General features: G+C 62.6%; 22 protein-coding genes. 5 read left to right on the forward strand and 17 right to left on the reverse strand.

From position 1 onward, the window contains the following. Window positions 1-11: 11 nt before the first annotated feature. From ATI14_RS05085 to ATI14_RS05105, 5 genes are all read right to left on the reverse strand, one after another. Window positions 12-1034: a putative 2-aminoethylphosphonate ABC transporter substrate-binding protein gene (locus ATI14_RS05085; protein WP_016972988.1), complete on the reverse strand. Its 1023-nt coding sequence runs from the start codon at window positions 1032-1034 to the stop codon at window positions 12-14. Window positions 1035-1056: 22 nt separating this feature from the next. Next, window positions 1057-2763, reverse strand: a complete 1707-nt coding sequence (locus tag ATI14_RS05090) for a putative 2-aminoethylphosphonate ABC transporter permease subunit (RefSeq protein ID WP_031320184.1) — start codon at window positions 2761-2763, stop codon at window positions 1057-1059. Window position 2764: 1 nt separating this feature from the next. Further along, entirely contained in the window at window positions 2765-3829 is a 1065-nt protein-coding gene (locus ATI14_RS05095) for a putative 2-aminoethylphosphonate ABC transporter ATP-binding protein (RefSeq protein ID WP_016972990.1), read from the reverse strand. Window positions 3830-4067: 238 nt separating this feature from the next. Continuing rightward, window positions 4068-4931: a LysR family transcriptional regulator gene (locus ATI14_RS05100; protein ID WP_016972991.1), complete on the reverse strand. Its 864-nt coding sequence runs from the start codon at window positions 4929-4931 to the stop codon at window positions 4068-4070. A 16-nt stretch (window positions 4932-4947) separates the two neighbouring features. Then, window positions 4948-7212, reverse strand: a complete 2265-nt coding sequence (locus ATI14_RS05105; protein WP_080520152.1) for a heavy metal translocating P-type ATPase — start codon at window positions 7210-7212, stop codon at window positions 4948-4950. Between the two features lie 85 nt (window positions 7213-7297). Here ATI14_RS05105 and cadR point away from each other — a divergent pair, with 85 nt between their 5' ends. Next, window positions 7298-7738 carry a Cd(II)/Pb(II)-responsive transcriptional regulator gene (cadR, locus tag ATI14_RS05110; RefSeq protein WP_016972993.1) on the forward strand — a complete coding sequence of 147 codons (441 nt, stop codon included), beginning with the start codon at window positions 7298-7300 and terminating at the stop codon, window positions 7736-7738. Between the two features lie 246 nt (window positions 7739-7984). Here the strand turns inward: cadR and ATI14_RS05115 are convergent, their stop codons facing one another. The 9 genes from ATI14_RS05115 to ATI14_RS05155 all read right to left on the reverse strand — a co-directional run bounded on the left by ATI14_RS05115 (window position 7985) and on the right by ATI14_RS05155 (window position 18555). Next, window positions 7985-9505 carry an aldehyde dehydrogenase (NADP(+)) gene (locus ATI14_RS05115; protein ID WP_016972994.1) on the reverse strand — a complete coding sequence of 507 codons (1521 nt, stop codon included), beginning with the start codon at window positions 9503-9505 and terminating at the stop codon, window positions 7985-7987. Between the two features lie 25 nt (window positions 9506-9530). Beyond that, window positions 9531-10529, reverse strand: a complete 999-nt coding sequence (locus ATI14_RS05120; protein WP_031320188.1) for an ABC transporter permease — start codon at window positions 10527-10529, stop codon at window positions 9531-9533. A 26-nt stretch (window positions 10530-10555) separates the two neighbouring features. Continuing rightward, the gene (locus tag ATI14_RS05125; RefSeq protein ID WP_031320189.1) at window positions 10556-12064 is read right to left on the reverse strand and encodes a sugar ABC transporter ATP-binding protein; all 1509 of its coding nucleotides are present in this window, start codon (window positions 12062-12064) and stop codon (window positions 10556-10558) included. Between the two features lie 71 nt (window positions 12065-12135). Then, the gene (locus ATI14_RS05130) at window positions 12136-13224 is read right to left on the reverse strand and encodes a sugar ABC transporter substrate-binding protein (RefSeq protein ID WP_016972997.1); all 1089 of its coding nucleotides are present in this window, start codon (window positions 13222-13224) and stop codon (window positions 12136-12138) included. 88 nt (window positions 13225-13312) lie between these two features. Further along, complete coding sequence (rpiA, locus tag ATI14_RS05135; protein ID WP_016972998.1) at window positions 13313-14023, reverse strand: ribose 5-phosphate isomerase A; 711 nt, start codon at window positions 14021-14023, stop codon at window positions 13313-13315. Window positions 14024-14045: 22 nt separating this feature from the next. Beyond that, the gene (locus tag ATI14_RS05140; RefSeq protein WP_016972999.1) at window positions 14046-14885 is read right to left on the reverse strand and encodes a MurR/RpiR family transcriptional regulator; all 840 of its coding nucleotides are present in this window, start codon (window positions 14883-14885) and stop codon (window positions 14046-14048) included. Further along, a complete protein-coding gene (locus ATI14_RS05145) occupies window positions 14882-15556 on the reverse strand; it encodes an HAD family hydrolase (protein ID WP_016973000.1) in 675 nt (224 codons plus the stop codon). Before ATI14_RS05145 ends, ATI14_RS05140 begins: the two co-directional genes overlap by 4 nt. Before the next feature lie 11 nt (window positions 15557-15567). Further along, window positions 15568-17067, reverse strand: coding sequence for a xylulokinase (gene xylB, locus ATI14_RS05150; RefSeq protein ID WP_016973001.1), 1500 nt, complete (start codon window positions 17065-17067; stop codon window positions 15568-15570). Window positions 17068-17070: 3 nt separating this feature from the next. Beyond that, entirely contained in the window at window positions 17071-18555 is a 1485-nt protein-coding gene (locus ATI14_RS05155) for an aldehyde dehydrogenase family protein (protein ID WP_016973002.1), read from the reverse strand. Between the two features lie 288 nt (window positions 18556-18843). On the opposite strand from ATI14_RS05155, the gene ATI14_RS05160 reads away from it, so the two are divergent. The 3 genes from ATI14_RS05160 (at window position 18844) to ATI14_RS05170 (ending at window position 21783) form a co-directional block, all read left to right on the forward strand. Next, window positions 18844-19986, forward strand: coding sequence for a fumarylacetoacetate hydrolase family protein (locus ATI14_RS05160; RefSeq protein ID WP_016973003.1), 1143 nt, complete (start codon window positions 18844-18846; stop codon window positions 19984-19986). Continuing rightward, window positions 19983-20939 (forward strand): C-terminal binding protein, encoded by a 957-nt coding sequence (locus ATI14_RS05165; protein WP_016973004.1) that lies wholly within the window; start codon window positions 19983-19985, stop codon window positions 20937-20939. Before ATI14_RS05160 ends, ATI14_RS05165 begins: the two co-directional genes overlap by 4 nt. 82 nt (window positions 20940-21021) lie before the next feature. Further along, the gene (locus ATI14_RS05170; RefSeq protein ID WP_016973005.1) at window positions 21022-21783 is read left to right on the forward strand and encodes an SDR family NAD(P)-dependent oxidoreductase; all 762 of its coding nucleotides are present in this window, start codon (window positions 21022-21024) and stop codon (window positions 21781-21783) included. Window positions 21784-21786: 3 nt separating this feature from the next. On the opposite strand, the gene ATI14_RS05175 is transcribed toward ATI14_RS05170, so the two are convergent. Together ATI14_RS05175 and lgt are read right to left on the reverse strand one after the other, a co-directional pair. Next, complete coding sequence (locus ATI14_RS05175) at window positions 21787-22620, reverse strand: thymidylate synthase (protein ID WP_016973006.1); 834 nt, start codon at window positions 22618-22620, stop codon at window positions 21787-21789. 51 nt (window positions 22621-22671) lie between these two features. Beyond that, complete coding sequence (lgt, locus tag ATI14_RS05180; protein ID WP_016973007.1) at window positions 22672-23484, reverse strand: prolipoprotein diacylglyceryl transferase; 813 nt, start codon at window positions 23482-23484, stop codon at window positions 22672-22674. Between the two features lie 214 nt (window positions 23485-23698). Here lgt and ATI14_RS05185 point away from each other — a divergent pair, with 214 nt between their 5' ends. Then, complete coding sequence (locus ATI14_RS05185) at window positions 23699-24445, forward strand: NRDE family protein (RefSeq protein ID WP_016973008.1); 747 nt, start codon at window positions 23699-23701, stop codon at window positions 24443-24445. Window positions 24446-24586: 141 nt separating this feature from the next. Here the strand turns inward: ATI14_RS05185 and ptsP are convergent, their stop codons facing one another. Beyond that, a complete protein-coding gene (gene ptsP, locus ATI14_RS05190; RefSeq protein ID WP_016973009.1) occupies window positions 24587-26866 on the reverse strand; it encodes a phosphoenolpyruvate--protein phosphotransferase in 2280 nt (759 codons plus the stop codon). Window positions 26867-26887 lie beyond the last annotated feature (21 nt).

Below are 26887 nucleotides of genomic sequence, written 5' to 3' on the forward strand. Positions count from 1 at the left end.
CGATCGGTACCTTATTGACCGGCCGCTTTTTCTGACTTGCCGTCATAGCGCTTGCGCCACTCGGTCAGGATGCTGTCGCGGTTCTTCGACGCCCAGGCAAAGTCGTTCTTGATCAACCGTTGCTCGTAGTCAGCCGGCAATTCGGTCTGCGGCTTGGCAATGCCCGGCTGGGCGAGGACGGCGAAGTTGTCCTTGTACAGCTCCATCGCAGCGGGGCTGGCGGAGAAGTCAGCGAGTTTTTTCGCCGCGTCGGCGTGGGCAGTGCCCTTGATCACGGCGGTGGCTTCGATGTCCCAGCCCAGGCCTTCTTTCGGCAGGATGATGTCCAGCGGCGCGCCCTGACGCTTCAACTGCACGGCCGGGTATTCGAAGGAAATACCAATCGGGAATTCACCCGACGCCGCCAGCTTGCACGGCTTGGAGCCGGAGTGAACGTACTGGCCGATGTTCTGGTGCAGGTCGTCCATGTACTGCCAGCCCTGCTTCTCGCCGAAGGTTTGCAGCCAGGCGCTCACATCAAGGAAACCGGTGCCGGACGAGGCTGGGTTCGGCATTACGATCTTGCCCTTGTACTCAGGCTTGGTCAGGTCCTGCCAGCTCACCGGCTTGGTCAGGCCCTGCTTCTCGGCTTCGACGGTGTTAAAGCAAATGGTCGCGGCCCACACGTCCATGCCGACCCAGGCCGGTGGGTTGGCGGCGTCGCGGTAGTTCTTGCCGATCTTGTCCAGGTCCTTCGGTGCGTAGTTGTCGAGCATGCCTTGCTGGTCGAGGATCGCCAGGCTAGAGGCGGCCAGGCCCCAGACCACGTCGGCTTGCGGGCGGTCTTTTTCGGCCAGCAGCTTGGCGGTGATGATGCCGGTGGAATCGCGCACCCACTTGATCTCAACGTCCGGGTTGGCCTTTTCGAAAGCCTGTTTGTAGGTTTTCAACTGCTCGGCTTCGAGGGCCGTGTACACGGTCAGCTCGGTCTTGGCGAAGGCATTCAGGCTGAATGCAGTGAGTACCGCAGCGACCAGCGCCTGGGGCTTGAACATGAAACACCTCCTACAGGGACGATTATTGGCCGGGCGCGGTCTGGCGCCAGGCTTGGGAGCGGCGCAACGCGCCACGTGAGGCCCACGCCAGCAGCAGCGAAACGCCGGCCGAGGTGAACAGAATCAGGGTGGACATGGCCGCCGCGCCGCCCACGTTTCCGGCGTCGTCCATGTTCAACACGGCGACGGCGGCGAGGATGGTGTCGGGGCTGTAGAGGAAGATCGCGGCGGACACGGTGGTCATCGCCGACACAAACAGGTAGCGCACGATGTCCAGCAACGCCGGCAGGCAGATCGGCACGGTCACGCGCAGGTAATGGCGGTACAGCGGCGCCTTGAGGGACAGCGCGGCGGCTTCGAATTCGGCGTCCAGTTGGCGCAACGCGGTGGTGGCGGTCATCTGTGCGGTGGTCAGGTAATGCGCAATGGTGCACACCACCAACAAGGTCATGGTCCCGTAAAACACATGCAGCGGGTTGCCGTTGAGGTTGAAAAAGAACACGTAACCCAGGCCCAGCACCAGGCCGGGAACGGCCATCGGCACAAAGCTGAGCATGCGCAGCGCCAGGTTGAGGCCTTTCTGGCCGCTGGTTTTTTCCATCAGGTACGCGCCGGTGAAGATCAGCAAGCTGCCGACCAGCGCCGTGCACAGCGCCATGGTCAGGCTGTTGCGGTAGGCCAGCCAACCGCCGCCCGCGGTGTCTTCGAACTGATAGTGGCTCAAGGACAACGAGAGGTTGTACGGCCAGAATTTGACCAGCGACGAATACACCGCCATGCCGAACACCAGCAGCAACGCGGCGCAGATCAGCAGCACGATCGCCAGGTAGAAACCGTCTCGCAGCCGCGACGGTGCGGGCTGGAACACTTGGGCACGGCCACTCATGGAGTCGCCATGACGACGACGCAGCCAGGCGTCCACCGCAAAGCTGAACAGTGCCGGTAGCAGCAACACCATGCCGATCAGCGCGCCGCGACCGAACTGTTGCTGACCGACCACTGCCTTGTAGGCTTCCAGCGCCAGCACCTGATAATCGCCGCCGACGACCACGGGCACGCCGAAGTCGGTGATGGTCAGGGTGAACACCAGGCAGAACGCCGCAAACACCGCCTGACGGGTGGCTGGCCAAGTGATGCTGCGAAACGCCCGCGCCGGGCTGGCGCCCATGCTCGAGGCCGCATCAAACAGACGCGCATCCGCCAGGGACAGCGCCGACAGCAAAATCATCAAGGCATGTGGGAAGGTGTAGATCACCTCACCCAGCACAATGCCCCAGAAGCCGTAGATATTGTCCGAGAGCAAGCCGCGCAACAGGCCCTGGTTGCCGAACAGGTAGACCAGCGCAATCCCCGGCAGCATCGACGGCGCCATCAAGGGCAGCAGCGAAAGACCACGCCAGATCGCTTTGCCGGGAATCAACGTGCGTTGCAAGGCGTAGGCAAACAGGTAGGCCAGCGGTACGACAATGGCCGCCACGCTGAGGGAAACTTTCAGGCTATTGCCCAGCAACCAGTGGAAGTTGGCGCTGGTCACCAATTCCCGCGCGGCGACCAGCCCACCGCCCTGCCCGGCTTCGCTGCTGAAGCCGCGCCAGAAGATCGCCAGCAGCGGCATCAACACGGCGACGCCCAGCAACAACAGCCACAGCAGTTTGCCGCCGACTACGAAAATACGGTCACCGGTTTCTGCACGGGACACCTGTCGTGGCTGCGTCATGACAGTGGCCATCTCAGGCAAACACCTGCAGGCTGCGCGGCGGCAAGGCCACCCAGATATTCTGGGCACCCAGGCGCGGCATGGCTTCCGGGGCCAGTTCAGCCAGCAGTGGATGGCCCGGCAGTTGTTCCAGCTCAAAGCTCATGCGGCAGCGGTTGCCGAGGAAGGTGATCTCGCGAACCTTGGCCGGGAACAGGTTCTCTTCATGCACCGGCGGGTTGACGCTGATCGCTTCCGGGCGACAGAAAAGACGGCCGGACTTGGCCACGCCGGCGTCGTCGGCCAAGCGCATGTTCATCCCACCCACTTGAGCGTGGCTCGCACTGTTGCGGCTGAACGGCAGCCAGTTGCCCTGGCCAACAAACTCCGCCACAAACGGCGTGGCCGGGCGGTCGTAGATTTCCTGGGGCGTGGCGTACTGCTCGACCTTGCCGTTATTCATCACGGCGATGCGGTCGGCCATCAGCATGGCTTCGTCCTGGTTGTGGGTGACCATCAGCGTGGTGATGCCCAGGCGCCGCTGCAGTTGGCGCAGCTCGGTGCACAGATGCTCACGGACGCGAGCGTCGAGGGCCGACATCGGTTCGTCCAGCAGCAATAACGAAGGCGCCGGTGCCAACGCTCGGGCCAGGGCGACACGCTGTTGCTGACCGCCCGAGAGCTGGCCGGGGTATTTCTTTTCGCTGCCCACCAGACCCACCAGTTCCAGCATTTGCCCGACACGCTTGCGTACTTCGTCACGGCCGCTGCCGGTGAGGCCGTAGCCGATGTTCGCTTCGACAGTCAGATTCGGAAACAGCGCGTAGGACTGGAACAAAATGCCATAGTCCCGTGCCTGCGGCGGCAGAAATGAAACGTCGCGGTTACCCAGGCGCAGTTCACCGCTGTCTTGGCGTTCAAGGCCTGCGATGCAGCGCAGCAAGGTGGTTTTGCCACAGCCGGACGGACCGAGCAGGCACACCAGCTCGCCGGCGGCGACGTCCAGAGACACATTGTCCAGCGCGGTGAAGGCGCCGAAGCGCTTCTGGATACCGCGCACCGTCATCGGCGCGCCGGGGTGGGTCAGGGCTGTGTTCATGCTAGGCACCTCATCAAACTGATGAAGGCCATGCTAGGGGGCCAATGCGTCCCTGATGTGGCAGGAAGGCAAAAGCGAGTGATAGTGGTATTGGTGGATTTGTGTAGGACTTCGGCAGGTGATTGGTCGGGGCGGGCCTCATCGCAGGCAAGCCAGCTCCCACACTTGAATGTGTTCACAAATCAGAATGTGGGAGCTGGCTTGCCTGCGATGAGGCCCATTCCGACAGCACTGAATCTCAGATCGGCGACATTTCCTGCGCCAGCCCCAGAAACGCCGCCGGCAACCGCGCGCCTTTGCGCTCCTTGAGGCAGTACAGGTACTCCGGAATCTGCGGCGCATTCTCGATGGTCAGCACGCGCAATTGCGGGTCATGGGGCACTTCCTGGCGCGCAATGATGCTGATGCCGATGTTGCGCAACACCGCCTCGCGGATCGACTCGCGGCTGCCGATCTCCAGCAGCGGCCCATAACTCACACCGGCGCCCTGCAACATTTCTTCAGTCAGTCGTCGCGTGGTGGAGCCGGCCTCGCGCATCAACAACGTGTGCCCGGCCAACGCACTGAGCGGCACATGATCGAGCTTGGCCAGCGGGTGGTTGCGGTGCACCGCCAGCACCAGCGGGTCGGTGCCGAGCACGCGACGGATCAAACGCGGGTCTTCGAGTAATTGTGACGAGGCGGCAACGTCGACGCGGTAATCGTCCAGCGCTTCGAGTACCTGCTGGGAGTTGCCGATTTCCACCGACACGTCCACCTGAGGCAAGCGTTCGCGAAAGGCTTTGACCAGGTCGAGGATGTAATACGGCGCTGTTGCGGCGATCCGCAATGCGCCCTGGACCTGGCCGGTGTTACGCAGGAAAAACTCGATGTCGGCTTCCTGCTGCAACAGCGTCTTGACCATCGGCAGCAGCCGCGCGCCGTCGTCACTGACGGTGAGGCGGCGCCCGCCACGGTAGAACAGCTCAACGCCGTAGTGACTTTCCAGGTTGCGAATCTGGGTGGTGACCGTGGGCTGGCTCAGGCCGAGTTTTTTCGCCGCCTGGGTGATGCTGCCCAGGCGGGCGACCATGAAAAAAGCCTTCAGTTCGGCACTCAGCACACCACCCTCTCATCGTTTATTTGCGCAACAGGCGCAGGCCATTGAACACCACCAGCAGGCTCACGCCCATGTCGGCGAACACCGCCATCCACATGGTCGCCATGCCCAGGAAGGTGACCGCGAGGAAGATCGCCTTGATCACCAGCGCCAGGGCGATGTTCTGCTTGAGGATACTCGACGTTTGCCGCGAGAGCCGAATGAAAGCCGGAATCTTGCGCAAATCATCGTCCATCAGCGCCACGTCGGCGGTCTCGATGGCGGTGTCGGTGCCCGCTGCGGCCATGGCAAAACCAATCTCGGCGCGGGCCAGGGCCGGGGCGTCGTTGATGCCATCGCCAACCATGCCCACGCGGTGGCCTTGGGCGTAGAGGGTTTCGATGGCTTGCAGTTTGTCGGTGGGCAACAGGTCGCCCTGGGCCTGATCGATGCCGACCTGAGCGCCAATCGCCTGAGCGGTGTGGGTGTTGTCGCCGGTGAGCATCAGGGTTTTGATGCCCAGTTCGTGCAGTTGCTGGATAGCTTCGCGGCTGCTGTCTTTGACGGTGTCGGCCACGGCGAACAGCGCCAGCGGGCCGGACTTGTCGAGCAGCAAGACCACGGACTTGCCTTGTTTTTCCAGGGCGAAGAGTTTTGCTTCCAGCGCGGGCGAGCACAGGCCGAGGTCTTCCACCAGGCGGTGGTTGCCCAAGTGGTAGGTTTCGCCGTTGATGTCGCCGCGCACGCCACGACCGGCCAGCGCCTGGAAGTTATCCACAACATGCGTCGGCAGGTTTTTATCCGCAGCCGCGTTGGCGATGGCCAGGGACACCGGGTGATCGGAACGCCCGGCCAAACTCGCCGCCAAGGCAGGTGCGCTGTCTTCGATATTCGGGAACAGCGCCAGGTAATCGGTCTGCACCGGCTTGCCGTGGGTGATGGTGCCGGTTTTGTCGAGGGCCAGGTAGTCGAGCTTGTAACCGCCCTCCAGGTACACGCCGCCCTTGATCAGGATGCCTTTGCGCGCAGCGGCCGCCAGACCGCTGACGATGGTCACCGGGGTGGAAATCACCAGTGCACAGGGGCAAGCGACCACCAGCAGCACCAGCGCGCGGTAGATCCAGTCAAACCAGGCGCCTGCCATGAACAGTGGCGGAATCACCGCGACGCCGAGGGCAAACAGGAACACGGCTGGGGTGTAGACCTTCGAGAAACTGTCGACAAAACGCTGGGTCGGTGCCCGCGCGCCCTGGGCCTGTTCAACGGCGTGGATGATCCGCGCCAGTGTCGAGTTGTTGGCCGCTGCGGTCACTTTATATTCCAGCGAACCCGCCTGGTTGATGGTGCCGGCGAAGACTTTATCGCCCACGGTCTTTTCGATCGGCAGGCTTTCACCGGTGATCGGCGCCTGGTCGATGGTGGATTGGCCGGCGGTGACTTCACCGTCGAGGCCGATACGCTCGCCGGGTTTTACCCGCACGATGGCGTCCAACTCGATGCTTTTGACTTCCTGCTCAGCCCACGAACCGTCGGCTTGCTGCACCGTGGCCTGTTCCGGGGTCATTTGCATCAAACCGCTGATGGCATTGCGCGCACGGTCCAGGGACTTGGCTTCGATCAGCTCGGCCACGGTAAACAGGAACATCACCATGGCTGCTTCCGGCCACTGGCCGATCAACACGGCGCCGGTCACGGCGATGCTCATCAGCGCATTGATGTTCAGGTTGAGGTTTTTCAGGGCAATCCAGCCCTTTTTGTAGGTGGTAAGGCCGCCGCTGAGGATCGACACCAGCGCCACCAGAGCAATTACCCATGTCGGCGCGGCGTTGGTGAAGTGCAGCACTTCAGCACCCAATGCGCCCACGCCGGACACCGCCAGCGGCCACCAGTGTTTCTTGGCCGGTGGTTCAGCGGCGGGCGTGCCTTCTTCGATGGGGTCGGCTTGCATGCCGAGGGATTTGATCGCGTCGATGATCGGCGCGGTGCTCGGCAGGTCATGGGTGACGCCGAGGATGCGGTTGATCAGGTTGAATTCCAGCTGCTGCACGCCGGCGAGCTTGCCCAGTTTGTTCTGGATCAGCGTCTGCTCGGTGGGGCAGTCCATGGCTTCGATGCGGAAGGTGCTCAGGCGCGAACCGGCGGTGGGTGCCTCGCTCAGTTGCACCACCGCAGGGGCTGGCGTGCCGGAACAGCAGGAACCGCCGTGGCCGTGGTTATGCACAGGCGTGAGTTTCTTTGGGGCATGGTCGTGATCGTGGTCATGACCGTGCTCGTGTTTATGCGGGGTATGGAGGGAATCGCTCATTCTGTCGCGTCCGTAAAGGTGCCTGTTGCCAAGTAAAGACCCTGTAGCCACTATAGGGTCAAGCACCCATTTGGAGATTGCTGCGATGAAGATCGGCGAATTGGCCAAACTGACCGACTGTCAGGTGGAAACCATCCGGTATTACGAGAAAGAAGGCCTTCTGCCACCGCCGGCCCGCACGGACGCCAACTACCGCGTGTACACCCAGGCGCACACCGAGCGGCTGATCTTTATCCGCAACTGCCGCAGCCTCGACATGACCCTCGAAGAAATCCGCAGCCTGCTGGGGCTGCGTGATAGCCCGCAGGACCAGTGTGAAAGCGTGAATGCGTTGATTGACGAGCATATCCACCACGTCAAGGCGCGCATCGACGGGCTGTTGGCCTTGCAGGAACAGTTGCTGGATTTGCGCCAGCGTTGCGGCGGTGGGGATCAATGCGGGATTTTGCAGCGCCTGGAAGTCAGCGGCGGCGTGCAGGCCAGCGAGGCCGAGCACTCCCATGTGGGGCGCAGTCATGGGCACTAAGCCAGATGGATGGCGCCTGACAGGCCGCCATCGCAGGCAAGCCAGCTCCCACAGGAGACTTGCTGTGTTTGATCGTTCCCACGCTCTGCGTGGGAATGCCGCCCTGGACGCTCCGCGTCCCGAAGTCGGCGGGTAATTAAGGTCCTGCGCTAGGTGACGCAGAGCGTCACAGGATGCATTCCCACGCAGAGCGTGGGAACGATCGGCACCCATCGCCATCGCCGGCAAGCCAGCTCCTACATTGATTTACTGTTGCTGCAGATCCTCGGGCAATAGCGCTTCGGGGATGTTCTGGTAGCTCACCGGCCGCAGAAAACGGCGGATGGCCATGGTGCCCACCGATGTAGCGCCAAAGTTGGTGGACGCCGGATACGGCCCGCCATGCACCATCGCCTCGCTCACTTCCACACCCGTCGGGAAGCCATTGGCGAGGATGCGCCCGGCCTTGCGCTCCAGAATCGGCAGCAAGCGGCTAACCTCGGCGCTGTCCTCTGCCTCCAGATGAACCGTGCACGTCAGTTGCCCTTCCAGCGACCGCGCGATCTCCAGCAATTCGTCGCCATCCTTCACCGTCACCACCAGCCCCAAAGGCCCGAACACTTCATGGCCCAACGAAGCATTGGCCAGCCATTCGCGGCCCGTGGTCGCGAACAGATACGGCATGGCCTGGCGCGGTGCGCAGGTGTTGGACAGCACTTCGCGCACGCCCACGGCATTCGCCACGCGCTCACGGCCATCGCGATACGCGGCGGCAATGCCTTCGGTCAGCATCACCTGCGCGCCAACCGGCGCCAACGCGCCGGCCGCCGCGTCGATAAATGCATTCGCCGCTTCGCCTTCAACCAGCACGGCCACGCCGGGGTTGGTGCAGAACTGGCCCGCGCCCAGCGTCAATGAGCCCGCCCAGCCTTTGGCAATGTCTAAACCGCGCGCGGCCACCGCGTGAGGCATCAGGAACATCGGGTTCACCGAGCCCAACTCGCCAAAAAACGGGATCGGCTCAAACCGCTTGGCACACAGATCAAACAACGCCCGACCCGCGCCCAGCGAACCGGTAAAGCCCACCGCCTTGATCAGCGGATGCTGCACCAACCGTTGCCCCACCGCCCGCGAACCGCCGTGCACGAGGCTGAAGACGCCAGGGTGCACGTCGCACTTCTGGATTGCCGCGTGAATCGCCTCGGCCACGATTTCGCTGGTGCCGGGGTGCGCCTCGTGCCCCTTCACCACCACCGGGCAACCGGCAGCCAGCGCCGACGCCACGTCACCGCCGGCCGTGGAAAACGCCAGCGGAAAGTTCGACGCACCAAACACCGCCACCGGCCCGATCGGGCGCTGGATCAAGCGAATGTCCGGGCGCGGCAGCGGCTGGCGATCGGGCAATGGCACATCGTGACGACGGTCGAGGTAATCCCCCGCCAGAATATGCGACGCAAACAAACGCAACTGCCCCACGGTACGCCCGCGCTCGCCTTGCAAGCGCCCTTCCGGCAGGCCGGTTTCCAGCGCGCCCACGGTGGTGATGATCGCGGCACGCGCCTCGATTTCATCAGCGATGGCGTTCAACAATTCGGCACGCGCCTCCCGGCTCGAATAACCGAAGCTCCAGAACGCCGCTTCCGCCGCCTCACAGGCGCGGTTTACCAGCTCGATGCTGCCCGCCGAAAACCACTGGGCCGGGCCCTCGGTCGGCGCGTTGGAAAAGGTGCTGTCGCCGGCGACCCAAACGCCTGCGATCAGGTGCTTGCCGTGGGGTGTAAAAGACATGGGCGTTTCCCGAAGTTGAAATGGATTAACCGAAATAGCGCACGCGAATGGCGTCGATGGCCACGGCGATAAAGATCATCACGCCGCCGATCATGCCGACATAAAACGACGGCACATTCACAATCGCCAGGCCGACCTGGATCACCGTCAGCAACAATACGCCGCCGAGTACACCTTTCACGTTACCGCGCCCGCCGAACACACTGACGCCCCCGATGATCGGCGCGGCAATCGCATACAACAGGTAGCTAGAACCCTGGCTGGAGGTGATCGCCATCTGCCAGGACGCCAGCAAAAAGCCCGCCGCCGCCGCGAGAAAACCGGAAATGGTGTAGGTGATGATCTTCACGCGGTCCACGCGGATGCCCGCCGAATTCGACGCAATCGGGTTGCCGCCCACCGCGTAGATTGAGCGGCCCAGTACCGTGCGACGCAGCACCACGCCCATCACCACCAGCGCGACCAGGAACACCACCGGCATCAGCGGCCAACCACCGAGGGTGACCTGGCCGATCCAGATGTAGCCGTCGGCCATGTTGGTCAGCGTGGTGCCCTGGGTCAGTGCCAGCAGTGCGCCTTGCAGGATGATCATCATCGCCAGGGTTTCGATCAGCGAGACCATTTTCAGCCGGGTGATGCACAGCCCGTTGAAGAAGCCAATCGCGGTGCCCACCAGCAAGCCGATGATCACCGCCAGGTACCACGGCAAACCCCAGCTCGAATAAGCCAACGCACCGACCGCCGACGAGAACCCGGCATTGGCCGGGATCGACAAATCAATCTCCGCCACCAGCAACGGCAGCGCCACCGCCAGCCCCAACATGCCGAGCACGGTGGCTTGCACCATCACGTTCTGCAGGTTGAACAGGGTGAAGAAGAATTCGTTGAACAGACCGAAGCCCGCCACCAGTGCGATCAGCCAGATCCACACCACGTTGTGCAGCACCCAGCCCAGCATGGCCGGACCGTTGATTTTGGTTGCGGCAGGCGCTACCCCGTTGCCGGGTTTCACTAAAGTACTCATACCCGTGTCTCCACTCTTTTTCTTATTCAACTGCTGGATCCTTGTACGGATGCGCGGATGCGCTCGACGCAGATGTCCTCTCCCGTCAATGTTTCCTTGATCGTGCCCTGATCGAAGATGCACACCCGGTCCACCGCGCGCACCAGTTCATCGGTGTCGCTGGACACGATGATCACCGCTACGCCGGCATCGCTGAGTTCGTCGATGATGCGCAACACATCCTGCTTCACACCCATGTCGATGCCCCGGGTCGGCTCGTCCACCATCAACAACCGTGGCTGGGTCGCCAGCACCCGGCCCAGGCAGACCTTTTGCTGGTTGCCGCCACTGAGGGTGTTCACCGAGTAATCCGGGTTGGGCGATTTCACGCCCATCGCCGCGAAGTAGTGGTTGATCACCGAGGCTTCGGCATCGGCGTCGATAAAACCCAATTTGCTGCGCGTGGCGAGGGACGACATGGCGATGTTGCTGCCAATCGACATCTGCCCCACGGCGCCGTCCTTGCGGCGGTCGTCGGAGAGGTAAGCAATGCCCGCCTCGAACGCCGCGTTGGGGGAACGTGGCAGTGGGCGCACGTCTTCGCCGTTCATCGCCAGGGTGCCGATGGCCGGGTGCAGGCCGAAGATCGCCCGGGCCATTTCCTTCGCGCCGGCACCGGGCAGGCCGGTAAAGCCGACCACCTCGCCCGGTGCGATGTCCAGGCTGTCGAGCGCCAGCCACTTGCCGCGCACACCGCGCAGGGAAATCGCCGGCGCCTTGCCGCTGTGGTCACGGCGCTTGCGCTGAAACAGCTGCACGCCGTGGCCGATCACCAGCTCGGTGAGCTGCTCGGAGGTCAGCCCGCTGATGTCCGAACGCGTACCCGCCAGGGCGCCGTCGCGCAGCACGGTGACCGCGTCGCAGATTTCGAGGATCTCGTCGTTGTAGTGAGAGATAAAGATGAAGGTCACGCCCTCGCCTTTCAGGCGCAGCATGAAGTCGAACAACTGGCGCCGGTCGACCACGGTCAATGACGCGGTCGGCTCATCGAGGATGATGACCTTGCCCCCGGAAAACATCGCCCGCAGGATGTTCAGCTTGCGCCGCGCCACGGCGTCGAGTTGCCCGGCAAGCGCCTTGGGGTCGATGCCGGAACCGTCGAGCATGCGCGCCGCGTCCGCGTTCAACTGTTTCCAGTCGACCAGGCCATTGCGCGTCGGCCAGATACCGAGCATCAGGTTTTCGGCGGCGGTGAGGTTGCCGATGATCATCGGCTCCTGGGTCACCAGAAACACCCCGGCCTGCTCCATCACCTTGACGTCCACCTGCTTGAGCGGCTGGCCGTTCATGAGGATCTGCCCGGAAGTGGGGATGACCTGCCCGGAAATAATCCCCACCAGCGTGGATTTGCCCGCGCCGTTTTCCCCCAGCAGCCCATGGATCGAGCCGCGACGGATTTGCGTGCTCACCCCGCGCAAGGCGCGGACCGGGCCGTAGCTTTTGGCGACATTCTCGATGCTCAGGATCGTGTCGTCGGGCGTTGGGTGTAAGGTCATTTTGTTGTTCTCACCATCACCTTGTCGGATAAACATCGCGCCAGTCGTTGCTCACGCCGCGCGACGGCCCATCACTTGGAGGCCACGCCCCACACCTTTTCCGCGACATAGCCCCAGTGGCGTTTATCGTCGGCGTTTTCAGGCGTGATCATGAACGCCGGGATCACCAGCGCCGGGCCGGTCTTGCCTTGCACGATCTCGCCGGTTTCCCAGAAGTAATCCTTGTTCTGGTAAGTGCCCAGCGGCACGGCCTGGCCGTTGAGGGCGTACTTGGTGATCATTTCCACGGCGATCTGGCCGTAGGCAACCGGGTCCTGGGACACGCAGCCGTCCATGTAGCCGTCCTTGATCCAGTCCAGCGCTACCGGTTCGCCGTCGATATTGATGAAGATGACGTGGCCTTTTTCGCCGACTTTCTTCCAGCGGTCTTTCTGTTTCAGTGCGGCGGCGATGCCGCGTGACGGCGAATCCGACGGCGCGTGCACGGCGTCCAGGTCAGGGAATTCCGAGAGGGTGGAAAGCGTGACCGACTGCATCTTGTCCAATTGGCCTTCGGTGGGTCGCGCGAGGTATTTGATCTCGGGGTATTTGGCGAATACCGAGTCCATGCCCTCTTTGCGCAGGCGCCACGCCACCGAGGCCAGGGCGCCGAAGCAGTTGAGCACGGTGCCTTTGGGGCTGCCGTACTTGGCCACCAGGCGTTTGACGATTTCTTCAGCGGCCATCACGCCACCCTTGAAGTTGTCGAAGCTCACGGTGATCGCCACGTCGCCGCCGTCAGCCGGGGTGTCGATGATGCCCACCGGGATCTTGCGCTGGTTGTAGCGCTTGATCGCCGAGACGATGGCCTGGCTGTCGATGGGGTCGGAGATGATCGCCGACGGCTGGGACAGCATCAGGCTCTGCCATTGGCCGAGCTGGGTGGTGGTGTCGAAGCTGGCGTTGGTCGCCTGAAACTTGCCGGACTGGGCCAGCACCGCACGCTTGACCGACTCTTCCTGGATCACGAAGAAGTAGTAATCCAGGCTTTTGTTGGAATAGGCCACCGACAGCGGGGTCTGCGCCATGGCCGTGCGCCCCAGCAGCGAACCCAACCCCAGTACCACACCGCCAGCCAGGACGCTGCGGCGGCTCACGCTCGAAAAATCGACTTTTTTCATGGAAGTGACTCCGACTTATTATTGTTGGTTGAGTACGTCTTTCCTTTCTTCACGCGTCGTGCGGTATAGCTCCAGACAAACCGGGAAATCAGCGCATCCGTACGTAGGACGTGCCGTCAAAACACCCCACCACCATGCCCGCCGCCTCGCGGGTGAACAGGCCGTTTTCCACCACGCCAGGGATTCGGTTCAACTCGATTTCCAGGGGCGCCGGTTCGGTGATCACCGGGCCGCAATGGCAGTCGAGGATGAAGTTGCCGCTGTCGGTCACCACGGTCTCGCCGTTGCGTTCGCGGCGGATGATCTGCACGTCGCGGATGCCGTGTTCGGCGAGCACACGCTGAACTAGCCGCTCGGTCTGCTTCCAGCCGAACTGCACCACTTCCACCGGCAGCGGGAAGGCGCCCAGGTGGTCGACAATCTTGGTTTCGTCGGTCACGCAGATCATGCGTTTGGAGGCATGGGCGATGATCTTTTCCCACAGCAGGCAGGCGCCGCCGCCCTTGATCATGTTGAACTGGCCGTCGATTTCGTCGGGGCCGTCGACCGTCAGGTCCAGTTCGCCGATGTCGTTGGGGTCGGTGATCTCGATACCGACTTCCCGCGCCACATCATTGGTGGAGCGCGAAGTGGTGGTGCAGGTGAGTTTCAAGCCATTGGCCACGTGCTTGCCCAGCTCGCGAACGAAGAAATGCGAGGTGGTCCCGGAGCCCAGGCCCAGCTTCATGCCATCGCGCACAAATTCCTCGATCACCCGGCGGGCGGCGACTTTTTTGGCTTCGTTCTGTTGATTACTCATTACCTGCTCCACGGATCGGGGTTTAAATTTTGTCGGTACGCCAGGAATCGAGGGCGGTCAGTTGATCGGGGAACTGACTACCGCTGGCGATGGCAATGGCCGCCACCAGCATGTTGGTGACCAAATGGTGGTTAAGCCGTGATGCCAAGGGCGTCATCAGCTCGGTGTGTTCGTAAGGCTTCACGGCGATCAGCACGTCGCTGACCTTCGCCAGCGGGCTGTCATCGGCAGCAATCGACACCACTTTGGCCCCGGCCTTGCGCGCGGCAACGGCCATGTCGACCATCTGCCGGGTGTGCCCCGACTGCGAAAAAATCAGCGCCACTTCCCCGCTGCGTGCGCCCTCGGCGTGCATCTCCTGGCGCTTGCCGCCGAGCAGGGCCTGACAACGCATGCCGAGGCGCTGGAACTTGTGCTCGGCATCCAGCGCGTTGACCACCGAAATGCCCGTGGCATAGATGCCTACCCAACTCGCGGCCTGCAGCAACTGTGCGGCTTCGGCGACTTTTTCCGGCTCCAGGTCTTCTTCCAAACGCTGGATCGCGTTCAGCGAATTGCGGCAGGTCTTGCGCACAATGTTGTCGATGCTGTCATCCGGGATGATCTGCTCGTAGGCAAACGGCGCCGACGGCACCAGGCTCTGCACCAGGTGCAGCTTCAATTCCTGATAGCTCTCGAACCCGAAACGCCGGCAGAAACGCATCACCGTCGGGTCGCTGACCGAGCAGGTTTCCGACAACTTGGCCATGCTCATCTGCAGCACTTTGGACGGCGAGGTGGAGACGAAATTGGCCACCCGGCGCTCGGCGCGGTGCATGTTCTTGCTTTCATCAATAATACGTTGCAGCAAACTGTCGCTCATATCCGCTCCTGGGCGATGGGTGGGCTGCGTTGTAACAGATCAGCCAAACGGTTCAAGCGCTGCGCCGCAGAAATCTCCACCTGCGGGCCACCGCCCCACGGCACCACAAAAAACGCGACACCGGCGGCGCGTGCGGTTTGCTGGTCAACCCGGGTGTCGCCCACGTAGGCCCAGGTGTGCTCGGCCAGCGCCATGGCGTCGGCGACGGCGAGCAAGTGGCCGGGGTCGGGTTTGCAGGCCGGCACAGCGTCGGCGCCAATCGCGGCGTCGAACAGATCCGCCAGGCCCAGTTGCTGCAGCACTTTGCCGGTGACGGCGTGGTTTTTGTTGGTGCAAATCCCCAGGCGAATCCCGGCTTCGCGCAGCGCCACCAGGTCTTCACGCACGTGGGGATAGAACCGCGTGCGCCCGGCCGGGTCGTCCATATAGGCTTGCAAATAGCCTTCAAACGCGCGCTGCACCTGGGTTTCGGTGTAGGAAATACCCAGGTCTTCGAGGATGTCGACGATCAAGCGCCGAGGGCCGTTGCCGAGGAAGGTTTCCACGTGATCCGGGTCCAGTTCAGGCCAGCCGTTCAGCATGAAGCCGACATTCAGGGCCTTCGCGATATCGCAGGCGCTGTCGATCAGCGTTCCGTCGAGATCAAAAATCAGCGCGTTATAGACGGCCATGAAAATGACTCCTAATCGAAAAGAGGGGCGCCGAGCTCAACAAAGGTTTCCCTGAGCGTCGGGTACAAATGGCGATAGATGCGATGGGCGTGGGCGTGGAGCTCGGCCGTGGCGCCGTCTGGCGCCTGGCGGGTCATCCCACGGCAGCTGGCGGCGGCACTGGCCGCGTCGGGCCATACGTTGACCGCCAACCCGGCCACCAGCGCCGCACCGAATGCTGCCCCCTCGGCCGCGCCTTCGGTGGTCACCACGTCGCAGCCGAAAATGTCCGCCTGCAACTGGCGCCACAGCACCGAGCGCGCACCGCCACCGGACGCCTTGATCACCTGCCCGGCAATGCCCAGCGGGCGCATCAGCGCGTACATATCGGCGAGGGCATAGACCGAGCCTTCCATCACGGCGCGGGCCATATCACCGCGTTGATGGCGGCCAGTGAGGCCGATAAAGGCGGCCCGCAGAACCGGGTCCGGATAAGGACAGCGTTCGCCGTTGAGGTAGGGCAAAAACAGCAGGCCATGGGCGCCGGGCGGGCTGTCGGCGGCTTCGGCGGCGATCTGCTCGAAGGGCACGCCGGCGCAGAAGGTGTCGCGAAACCAGTTCATCGAGCCACCGGCGTTCAGCGACACGCCCATGCAATGCCACTTGTCGGCGGCGACGTTGCAGAAGATCTGCAGGCGACCGTCGGGGTTGTCCTGGGGGGTGTCCAGCGCCGCCGCGAGAATGCCGGCGGTGCCGATGGTGGTTTGCAATTCGCCCGGCGCAATCACGCCGGAGCCGAGGGTCTGGATCACCGAGTCACCGCCGCCACCGGCCACAGGCGTGCCCACCGGCAGGCCAAACAGCTGGGCACCCTGGGCACTGACCCGGCCGGAAATCACTTGGGATTCAAACACCGGTGGCAGCAACGCGGGGTCAATCCCCAGCGTCTCCACCAGCCCCGTCGCCCACTGCCGCGAGCGCACGTTGAACAGACCGGTGCCCGACGCATCCGACACTTCGCTGGCGACTTCGCCGGTCAGGCGCAGACGCAAGTAGTCCTTGGGGTTGAGCACCGTGGCCAGGCGTGCGAACAGCTCGGGCTCATGGCGTTGCATCCACACAATCTTGCCGCCGGTGTAACCCACCAGCATGCGGTTGTCGGTGGCCGCCAGCAGGCCTTCAAGGCCACCGGCTGCCTGGGTGATCCACTCGCATTCGGCGGCGTTGCGCTGGTCGTTCCACAGGATCGCCGGGCGCAGGACTTTTTGCGCGGCGTCCAATGGCACCAGCCCGTGCATCTGGCCGGACAAGCCCACCGCCAGCAATTCCACGCCGGGCGCCTTGGCCAGTACCCCGGCAATCGCACGGCGGGCGCCATCGATCCACAGTTCAGGGTCTTGTTCGGTCCAGCCGGGCCGCGGTTGGGACAGCGGATACGTCGCCGTGTCGGCGGCAATCACCGCGCCCCGGGCGTCCAGCAGCAACGCCTTGCACCCGGAGGTGCCGATGTCGATACCAATAAGGGCCTGCATGGCTCAATTCCCGACGCCGTGGTGCAGGCGAACATGCTTGAAGTTGAAGTACTCCAGCAGCCCTTCGCGCCCGTGCTCGTAACCTACGCCACTCTGTTTGCGGCCACCGTAAGGCGCGTTCATGATCCCGGCGTCAACGTTATTGATGGCCACGTTGCCGTAGTCGAGCTGCGCCGACAGGGTGTGGATGTCCACCAGGTCGCGGGCGTACACATAGGAGGCCAAGCCGTAAGGCGTGTCGTTGGCCAGTTGCACGGCTTCGGCGAGGTCATCGAACGGCGCCACGCCCACCAGCGGGCCGAAGGTTTCTTCAGTCATCACCAGCATCTCGTGAGTGCAATCGGCGACGACTGTAGGGCGGAAGAAATACCCGTGGGCGAATTCCTCGCCCTCGGGTGCCTTGCCGCCAGCGACCAGGCGCGCACCCTTGGCCAGCGCATCTTCAAGGTGGGCGCGGGTTTTGTTCAGGGGTTCAGCGGAGGCCATGGCGCCCAAATCGGCGCCGGGGTTTTCCAGGCCGTTGCGCACGGTCAGCGCCTCGGCGGCGGCGCCCAGTTGGGTGACGAATTCTTCGTAAATCGAACGGTGCACATAAATGCGGTTGATCGCGATGCAGATCTGCCCGCAGTTACGGAAACTGCGGCGCGTGGCGCCTTTGACGGCGGCGGCGACATCGGCGCTGGCGGTGACCACCATCGGGCAGTTGCCGCCCAGTTCCAGGGACAGGCGCTTGACCTGCGGGCAGCTGCGCTGGATGTGCAGGCCCACGGCGCTGGAGCCGGTGAACGCGACCTTGCTGACATCCGGGTGCTCAACCAGCGCTTGGCCGACCACCGAACCCTTGCCGGTCAGCACATTGACCACGCCTGCGGGAATCCCGGCGTCGATGCATTTTTGCGCAATCGCCAGCGCGGTGAACGGGGTCAATTCAGCAGGCTTGATAACGATGGTGCAACCGGCGGCCAGGCTCGCGCAGAGCTTCCAGCCGACCAACTCTGCCGGGTAGTTCCACGGCGTAATCGCAGCGACGACGCCAATCGGCTCGCGCACCACCAGGCTCTGGAAACCCGGTTGATCGTTGGGCACGATCTCGCCGTGTACGCGGGTGGCTTCTTCTGCATAGAAATGGCAGGCCTCGGCGAGCTTGAGCACTTCGCCACGGGCTTCATTGACGGGCTTGCCCTGCTCGGCAGTCATCACCTGTGCCAGGGTCTGCGCATCGGCGGCGATCAGGTCGCCCAGGCGGTGCAAGGCTGCAGCGCGGGTTTTCGGCAATTCGCGGGACCAGAGTAGAAAGGCCCGGCGTGCAGCGGCCACGGTTTCGTTGATTTCCTGCGGCGTGGCAGCAGCGATATGCCCCAGCACTTCACCCGTTGCGGGGTTCTCGACCGGCAACTGGGCGCCGGCGCCTTTGCGCAGCTGACCATCGATAAACAAGGCGCCTTGCAGCGCGGCAATTGTGTCGCCGTGAATCTTATTGTTATGCATCGAACTGCTCCGTCACCTGTCTTGGCGGTTGAACCACTCGCTTAATTCGAAAATATAGTATTGCTAGCTTTTTGCAATAGTCCGGTGAAAATTCATCCACACGACTTTTGCACCACAAATGTGCGCACGTGCCTGAAACACTTAATATTCGCCTTATTTTTCAGCAAATTAGTCTTAAAACGCGGTTTTTATCGCGAAAAATGCGGTTTCTTTCATGTGAGAGCGCTTGACCGTGCTTAAAATCGAAACGTAGCATTACTAGATATCAAACAATAAAGGATCATCCTCATGCTGCCCATCTCACTCAAGCACGCCAAATTGGTCGGTCGGGTCTGGCTTCCCGGCAAGGGCCCCTGCGTGGTGATCCTGCGCGAAAACGTGCTGATCGACGTCACGCCGTCCGTGGTCTCCATGGCCGATTTCCTCGACAACAACCCTGCCGAACGCTTCGACACCCTGGCCGGTGAACCGGTAGGCGACCTCGCGGACCTGATCCTTGAACCCTCCGAGATGGGCTATCACTCGGACCGCCCTTGCCTGCTCGCGCCGTGCGACTTCCAGGCGCTCAAGGCCTGCGGCGTGACCTTTGCCAGAAGTATGGTCGAACGCGTGATTGATGAACGCACCGCGGGCGATCCCGGCCGCGCCAATGAGCTGCGCGCGCTGATCGGTTCGTTGATCGGTGACAGCCTGTCGAATGTGCAGGCCGGCTCCGCCAAGGCCGCCGAGATCAAGGCCGCGCTGATTGCCGAAGGCCTGTGGTCGCAGTACCTGGAAGTGGGCATCGGCCCGGACGCCGAGGTATTTACCAAATCCCAGCCCATGGCGGCAGTCGGTTATGGCGCGCAGGTGGGCATCAACCGTATTTCCGAGTGGAACAACCCCGAGCCCGAAGTGGTGCTGGCGGTGGACAGCCAGGGCAATATCCGTGGCGCCACCCTGGGCAACGACGTGAACCTGCGGGATGTGGAAGGCCGCTCGGCGCTGCTGCTGGGCAAAGCCAAGGACAACAACGCTTCATGCTCGATCGGGCCGTTTATCCGCCTGTTCGATGAGCACTTCACCCTGACCGACATCGAAAATGCGACCCTGACCCTGTCGGTCAGCGGCCTCGACGGCTTTGAAATGTCCGGTGGCTCGAACATGGCCGAGATCAGCCGCAAGCCGGCGAATCTGGTCGAGCAAACGCGCAACAAATCCCATCAGTACCCGGACGGCTTCATGCTGTTTCTGGGCACCATGTTTGCGCCGACCCAGGACCGCGAGAAAAAGGGTTCGGGCTTTACCCACAAGGCCGGTGACCTGGTGGAAATTTCCACGCCGCTGCTGGGCACCCTGCGCAACACCGTCGTGTATTCCGACGAGGCCGCCCCCTGGACCTACGGCACCCGCGCGTTGATGCGCAACCTGGCAAAACGGGGGCTGCTATGAGCCAGAAGTTGGTCGTGACCGACCAGGCGTTCGGCAACACACGCCATGAACAGGCCGCCGCCGCCTTGGTCGGCGCGCAGTTTTCCGAGCACCAGTGCCGCAGCGAAGACGAAACCCTGGAAGCCGTGCGCGGCGCCCATGCGGTGATCAATAACTTCGCGCCGATGACCCATCGCGTGATGGCGGCCATGGCGCCCGGTGCGGTGGTGGTGCGCTATGGCGTCGGCGTGGATAACGTCGACCTCGCGGCGGCCAGGGAACTGGGGATTCGGGTGTGCAACGTGCCGGATTACGGGGTTGAAGAGGTGGCCGACCATGCCGCCGCGATGACCCTGGCCCTGGCGCGCAAGCTTGATCATTACGGCACAGGCATTCGCAACGGCGAATGGAAAATCGCGCAGATGGTCGATGGCGTGCGCTCCCTGCGCGACACCACCGTCGGCCTGATCGGGCTGGGCCGCATTGCCCGTGCGTTTGCGTCACGCATGGCGGCATTTGGTTGCACGATTGTGGGTTATGACCCTTACGTCACCAACCAGCAGGCGCGAGAGGCCGGGATCGAGCCGATGTCGCGGGCCGAGGTGATTGCTTGCGCCCATGTGTTGTCGCTGCATGTGCCGCTGACGCCCGAGACGCGCCATGTGATCGATGCCGATGCCATCGCGCGGATGCCCAGGGGGGCTATTCTGATCAACTGTTCCCGGGGTGGTTTGATCGACGAGACGGCGCTGGCCCAGGCGCTGGTCAGCGGGCAGTTGTCGGGGGCGGGGCTGGATGTGTTCGAGAAGGAACCGTTGCCGGCGGATTCGCCGTTGCGCAGTGCGCCGCATTTGTTGGTGTCGCCTCATGCGGCGTTTTTTTCCGATGCATCGGTGGATGCGTTACAGCGGTTGGCCAGCGAGGAAGCCTTGCGCGGCTTGCGCGGCGAAGCCTTGCGCTGTGCGCTGACCTGAACATAGGCCTCTGTGGCAAGCCCGCTCGCTACAAGGGCAGTGCGCGCAACTGCTTTTCCATTTGTGTGTTGAGGGAAGATCAATGAATTATTCGGAAAAACAGGCGCTGAACGGCAAGCTGGCGCTGGTGACCGGCGCCGGTCAGGGCATTGGGGCGGCGATTGCTGAAGCGCTGGCGGCGACCGGGGCTGAGGTGATCTGCACCGATATTCTGCACGCCCGGGCCTTGGCGACTTCGCAGCAGTTGACCGAGAAAGGCTATGCCGCCCGCGCCGAAGCCTTGGATGTGACGAACAGCGCCGCCATCAACGCCCTGGCGACGTCGCTGCCGCCGCTGGATATTCTGGTGTGCAACGCAGGCATCGTCACCAACACGCCCGCCGAGGAAATGACCGACGAGGAATGGGACAAGGTCATTACCGTCAACCTCACCGGCGTGTTCCGTACCTGCCGGGGGTTTGGCCGGCGCATGCTGGAAGCCGGGCGCGGGTCGGTGATCAATATCGGGTCGATGTCGGGGCAGGTGGTCAACGTGCCGCAGCCGCAATGTCACTACAACGCCTCAAAGGCGGGCGTGCATCAACTGACCAAATCCTTGGCGGTGGAATGGGCGAAACGCGGGGTGCGGGTGAATGCGGTGGCGCCAACCTATATCGAAACGCCGTTGCTGCATGGGCTGGAAAGCCAGCCGGGGTTGATCCAGCGCTGGCTGGACTTGACCCCCGCCGGGCGCATGGGCCAGCCCCATGAAGTGGCGTCGCTGGTGCAATTTCTCGCCTCCGATGCGTCGAGCCTGCTGACAGGCTCGATCATCAATGCGGATGCGGGCTACACCTGCATCTAGGCGTCAGATGGCGACGTCGGCCTTGATGCTGGGGTCGGCGTCGTAGCCGACAATTTCGAAGTCTTCGAACTTGTAGTCGTAGATCGACGCCGGTTTGCGCTTGATCACCAGTTCCGGCAGCTTCTTCGGTGTGCGCGCCAGTTGGGTGCGGATCTGTTCCATGTGGTTGCTGTAGGCGTGGGTGTCGCCGGTGGTGACGATGATCTCGTGGGGGATCAGGTCGCATTGCTGGGCCAGCATATGGGTCAGCAGCGCCAGGGCGGCGGTGTTGTACGGCAGGCCGAGGAACACGTCGGAGCTGCGGATATACAACTGCATCGACAGGTGGCCTTCATGCACGAACGCCTGGTACAGCAGGTGGCACGGCGGCAGGGCTTGCTTGCCGTTACGCGCGTTTTCCTGCGGGCTTTTGGTTTCGTCCGGCAGGTATTCGACGTTCCAGCCGTGGAACAGGATGCGACGGCTGTTGGGGTTGTTCTTCAGCGTGTCGACCATGTAGTCGATCTGGTTGATCGTGCCGCCGTCCTTGGTGGGCCAGGCGGTCCACTGCTCGCCGTACACCGGGCCGAGGTCGCCGTCTTCGGTGGCCCATTCGTCCCAGATACGCACGCCGTTTTCGTTCAGCCACTTGATGTTGGTATTGCCGCTCAACATCCAGATCAATTCATTGGCGATGCTTTTGAAATGAAGCTTTTTCGTGGTCAGCAGCGGGAAGCCGTCGGCCAGGTTATGCCGATACTGACGGGCAAACACGGCCTTGGTGCCGGTGCCGGTGCGATCGCCCTTGGTCAATCCATTGGTCACGACGTCGTTCAGTAGTTCGAGATATTGCTTCATGTGTGTACCTGTATCAAAGAAGCCGGGGCTCGCAAGCCCCGGCATTCGAGTTTAAAGCGCGGCGTTCTTGATCGGCTGCGGACGATTGTAAGCCCACCACAGCAAGCCCAGGCCAGCGATGATCATCGGCAGGCTGAGAATCTGACCCATGGTCACCCAGCCCCACGCGAGGTAGCCCAGCTGTGCATCCGGCACGCGGACGAACTCAACGATAAAACGGAAGATCCCGTAGAACAGCGCGAACATGCCGGACACGGCCATGGTCGGGCGCGGCTTGCGCGAGAAGATGTAGAGGATCAGGAACAGCGCTACGCCTTCCAGCGCGAACTGGTAGAGCTGCGACGGGTGGCGCGGCAGTTGCGCCGGGTCGCTGAACGGCGGGAACACCATGGCCCACGGCACGTCGCTCGGCTTGCCCCACAATTCGGCGTTGATGAAGTTGCCGATACGCCCGGCGCCCAGGCCGATCGGCACGAAGGGTGCGACGAAGTCCATCAGTTGGAAAAACGATTTGCCGTTGCGACGACCGAACCACCACGCCGCGATCATCACGCCGACAAAGCCGCCGTGGAACGCCATGCCGCCCTTCCACACCTCAAAGATCAGTGTCGGGTTGGCGATATAAGCCGGCAGATCGTAAAACAGCACATACCCCAGACGTCCGCCGACGATGACGCCCATCGACATCCAGAACACCATGTCGGAGAGCTTCTCCTTGGTCCAGGTCGGGTCGAAGCGGTTCAGGCGCCGGGAGGCCAGCAGCCAGGCACCGCCGATGCCGATCAGGTACATCAACCCGTACCAGTGGATTTGCAGCGGACCGATGGCCACGGCCACCGGGTTGATCTGCGGGTAAGGCAGCATTGCGACTCCTCGTTAAATCATTAGTCATGGCGCACCGGACCATGCCGGTGTGCGATTAAGCCTGCGTTACAGCCGCTATATCAAATTAAGAAGTTCGCACACGCCAAATAGGCTGGCATGTTAACGGATGGAAGGCGTGCGGCCCAACTTCGATACGATGGAACGCCTGCCGCTGTATCGGTAGAGTGGGGAAAAACACAAAAGGGATCACCTGATGTGCCTGATTGTTTTCGCCTGGCGGCCGGGCCACGCCCAACCGCTGATCGTCGCGGCCAACCGTGATGAGTTTTACGCGCGCCCCAGCCTGGCGCTGGCTCAGTGGCCCGATGCGCCCCACATCTACGCTGGCCGCGATCAGGAAGCCGGTGGCACCTGGCTTGGCGTGAACGCCGACGGGCGCTTTGCCGCCCTCACCAATATCCGCAACCCGCACCAGCCGCCGGCACGCAAGTCCCGAGGGGAATTGGTGGCGCGATTTCTTGCGGGTTCTCAGCCGATTGAAGAGTATTTGGCCGACGTTAACGGCCGTTCGATTGAATATTCCGGGTTTAACCTGCTGGTGGGCACGCGGGATGAGCTGTGGCATTACAACGCCAATGACACCGAGCCGACGCGGTTGAACGCTGGTGTTTATGGATTATCCAACGCGGGCCTGAATACGCCGTGGCCAAAGCTGCTCAAGGCCAGGACGGCGTTGGGCGGGTTGCTGGAAAACCCGCAGCCGGAGGCGCTGCTGGGCATTCTGAGCGACCCGCAGACCGCACCGTTTGCGGATTTGCCGGATACCGGCGTGGGGTTGGCGACGGAGAGCCTGCTGTCCAGCGTGTTTATTGCCAGCCCGAGTTACGGGACGCGGGCGAGCACCGTGTTGATTGTGAATGCCGATGGCACGCGGCGGATGGTGGAACGCAGTTTTGGGCCCCATGGGGGGCGGCTGGGGGAAGTAGAGCTGATGATTTAGGGGTGTCTGGACTGGCGCCATCGCAGGCAAGCCAGCTCCCACTCTGGACTGTGTACAGTTCAAATTGTGAGAGCTGGCATGTGACGGTGTATGCAGTTCAAATTGTGGGAGCTGGCTTGCCTGCGATGGCCATACCCCGGTTTAGAGGGTTTTCGCCGAAGCCGGGTTGATCATCCGCGTCAGCCCCAGGTTCTTCAGCGCCAGTTGCAGCGAGCTGTGGATAACTTGCGGGTTGTCGATGGTCATCAGCTCGGCCAGCAGCTCCTTGGCCATGCTCAATTCCACCTGGCGCAGCATCCACTTCACCTTCGGCAAGTTGGTGGCGTTCATCGACAGACTGTCAAAGCCCATCGCCATCAACAGCACCGCCGCCGCCGGGTCGCCGGCCATTTCACCGCAGATGCTCACCGGCTTGCCTTCGGCATGGGCGTCGCGCACCACATGCTGCAGGGCTTGCAGCACCGCCGGATGCAGGTAATCGTAAAGGTCGGCCACCCGCGGGTTGTTGCGGTCCACGGCCAGCAGGTACTGGGTCAGGTCGTTGGAGCCTACCGAGAGGAAGTCCACCTGCCGCGCCAGCTCCTTGGCCTGGTACACCGCCGCCGGGATTTCGATCATCACGCCAATCGGCGGCATCGGTACGTCGGCGCCCTCGTCGCGCACTTCGCCCCAGGCGCGGTGGATCAGGTGCAGCGCCTCTTCCAGCTCATGGGTGCCGGAGATCATCGGCAACAGGATGCGCAGGTTGTTCAGGCCTTCGCTGGCCTTGAGCATGGCGCGGGTCTGCACCAGGAAAATTTCAGGATGGTCGAGCGTGACCCGAATACCGCGCCAGCCGAGGAAGGGGTTGTCTTCCTTGATCGGGAAATACGACAGTGACTTGTCGCCGCCGATGTCCAGGCTGCGCATGGTCACCGGCAACGGGTGGAAGGCCTGCAGTTGCTCGCGATAAATCGCCAGCTGCTCCTTCTCGCTCGGGAAACGCTGGTTGATCATGAACGGCACTTCAGTGCGGTACAGCCCCACCCCTTCGGCGCCGCGCTGTTGCGCACGGGCTACGTCGGCGAGCAATCCGGTGTTCACCAGCAACGGCACGCGGTGGCCATCGGTGGTCACGCACGGCAGTTCGCGTAGCGAATCGAGACCCAGGGCCAGTTGTTTCTCTTCTTCCACCACCTCGGCGTATTGCTTGCGCAGTACTTCGCTGGGGTTGGTGAAGACTTCACCACGATGGCCATCGACGATCATGTCGATGCCATCGACTTTGGAATACGGCAGATCCACCAGGCCCATCACCGTCGGAATGCCCATGGCCCGGGCCAGGATCGCGACGTGGGAGTTACCCGAACCGAGTACCGACACCAACCCGACCAGCTTGCCTTCCGGCACTTCGCCGAGCTGGGTGGCGGTCAACTCTTCACTGACCAGGATGGTGTTGTCGGGGAAAACCATGTTGGTGGTACGGTCTTCCTGCAGATAAGCCAGCAGGCGGCGACCGAGGTCGCGCACATCCGAGGCCCGCTCGCGCAGGTAGGCGTCGTCCATCATTTCAAAGCGGTTGACGTGATCGGTGACGACCTGGCGCAGCGCGCCCTGGGCCCATTGGCCGGTCTTGATCACGGTTTTGACTTCGTTCCCGAGGGACGCGTCGTCGAGCATCATCTGGTACACGTCGAACAACGCGCGTTCTTCGGGGCGCAGCTGGGTGGCCAGCTTGTTCGACAGGTTGCGCATGTCGGCGCGCACGCCTTCCAGGGCGGTCTTGAACAGTTTGATTTCGGCGTCGATGTCGTTGACGGTTTTGTCCGGCACCACGTCCAGATCCGCCGGCGGCAGCATGACCACCGCCGTACCGACTGCAGCGCCCGGTGAACCCGGCACACCGACGAACTTGGCTTCCTGGATGCCCTTGCCTTCACGGCCCAGGCCGCGAATCGAACCGGTGGCTTCGGCGTGGGCAATTACGCCTGCGAGCTGCGCGCTCATGGTCACGAGGAAGGCTTCTTCACCTTCGTCAAACTGGCGGCGCTCTTTTTGCTGGATGACCAACACGCCGACGACGCGGCGGTGGTGAATGATCGGCGCCCCGAGGAATGAGGCGTAGCGCTCTTCGCCGGTTTCGGCGAAGTAGCGGTAACGCGGGTGATCGGCCGCGTTTTCGAGGTTCAGGGGTTCTTCACGCGTCCCCACCAGGCCCACCAGACCTTCATTGGGCGCCATGCTGACCTTGCCGATGGAGCGCTTGTTCAGGCCCTCGGTGGCCATCAGCACAAAACGGTTGGTTTCGGGGTCCAGCAGGTAAACCGAGCAGACCTGGCTGCCCATGGCTTCCTTGACGCGCAACACAATAATCCCCAACGCCGCCTTGAGATCCTTGGCGGAGTTAACTTCCTGGACGATCTTGCGCAGCGTATTGAGCATGGCTCGGGGTCGAACTCCGTC

This window comes from Pseudomonas tolaasii NCPPB 2192 (assembly GCF_002813445.1).
Classification (GTDB): Bacteria; Pseudomonadota; Gammaproteobacteria; order Pseudomonadales; family Pseudomonadaceae; genus Aquipseudomonas; species Aquipseudomonas tolaasii.

Coding starts and splice junctions, on each gene's coding strand:
- ATI14_RS05085 (WP_016972988.1), bottom strand. CDS start 1,034: ATGTTCAAGCCCCAGGCGCTGGTCGCTGCGGTACTCACTGCATTCAGC.
- ATI14_RS05090 (WP_031320184.1), bottom strand. CDS start 2,763: ATGGCCACTGTCATGACGCAGCCACGACAGGTGTCCCGTGCAGAAACC.
- ATI14_RS05095 (WP_016972990.1), bottom strand. CDS start 3,829: ATGAACACAGCCCTGACCCACCCCGGCGCGCCGATGACGGTGCGCGGT.
- ATI14_RS05105 (WP_080520152.1), bottom strand. CDS start 7,212: ATGAGCGATTCCCTCCATACCCCGCATAAACACGAGCACGGTCATGAC.
- cadR (WP_016972993.1), top strand. CDS start 7,298: ATGAAGATCGGCGAATTGGCCAAACTGACCGACTGTCAGGTGGAAACC.
- ATI14_RS05115 (WP_016972994.1), bottom strand. CDS start 9,505: ATGTCTTTTACACCCCACGGCAAGCACCTGATCGCAGGCGTTTGGGTC.
- ATI14_RS05120 (WP_031320188.1), bottom strand. CDS start 10,529: ATGAGTACTTTAGTGAAACCCGGCAACGGGGTAGCGCCTGCCGCAACC.
- ATI14_RS05125 (WP_031320189.1), bottom strand. CDS start 12,064: ATGACCTTACACCCAACGCCCGACGACACGATCCTGAGCATCGAGAAT.
- ATI14_RS05130 (WP_016972997.1), bottom strand. CDS start 13,224: ATGAAAAAAGTCGATTTTTCGAGCGTGAGCCGCCGCAGCGTCCTGGCT.
- rpiA (WP_016972998.1), bottom strand. CDS start 14,023: ATGAGTAATCAACAGAACGAAGCCAAAAAAGTCGCCGCCCGCCGGGTG.
- ATI14_RS05140 (WP_016972999.1), bottom strand. CDS start 14,885: ATGAGCGACAGTTTGCTGCAACGTATTATTGATGAAAGCAAGAACATG.
- ATI14_RS05145 (WP_016973000.1), bottom strand. CDS start 15,556: ATGGCCGTCTATAACGCGCTGATTTTTGATCTCGACGGAACGCTGATC.
- xylB (WP_016973001.1), bottom strand. CDS start 17,067: ATGCAGGCCCTTATTGGTATCGACATCGGCACCTCCGGGTGCAAGGCG.
- ATI14_RS05155 (WP_016973002.1), bottom strand. CDS start 18,555: ATGCATAACAATAAGATTCACGGCGACACAATTGCCGCGCTGCAAGGC.
- ATI14_RS05160 (WP_016973003.1), top strand. CDS start 18,844: ATGCTGCCCATCTCACTCAAGCACGCCAAATTGGTCGGTCGGGTCTGG.
- ATI14_RS05165 (WP_016973004.1), top strand. CDS start 19,983: ATGAGCCAGAAGTTGGTCGTGACCGACCAGGCGTTCGGCAACACACGC.
- ATI14_RS05170 (WP_016973005.1), top strand. CDS start 21,022: ATGAATTATTCGGAAAAACAGGCGCTGAACGGCAAGCTGGCGCTGGTG.
- ATI14_RS05175 (WP_016973006.1), bottom strand. CDS start 22,620: ATGAAGCAATATCTCGAACTACTGAACGACGTCGTGACCAATGGATTG.
- lgt (WP_016973007.1), bottom strand. CDS start 23,484: ATGCTGCCTTACCCGCAGATCAACCCGGTGGCCGTGGCCATCGGTCCG.
- ATI14_RS05185 (WP_016973008.1), top strand. CDS start 23,699: ATGTGCCTGATTGTTTTCGCCTGGCGGCCGGGCCACGCCCAACCGCTG.
- ptsP (WP_016973009.1), bottom strand. CDS start 26,866: ATGCTCAATACGCTGCGCAAGATCGTCCAGGAAGTTAACTCCGCCAAG.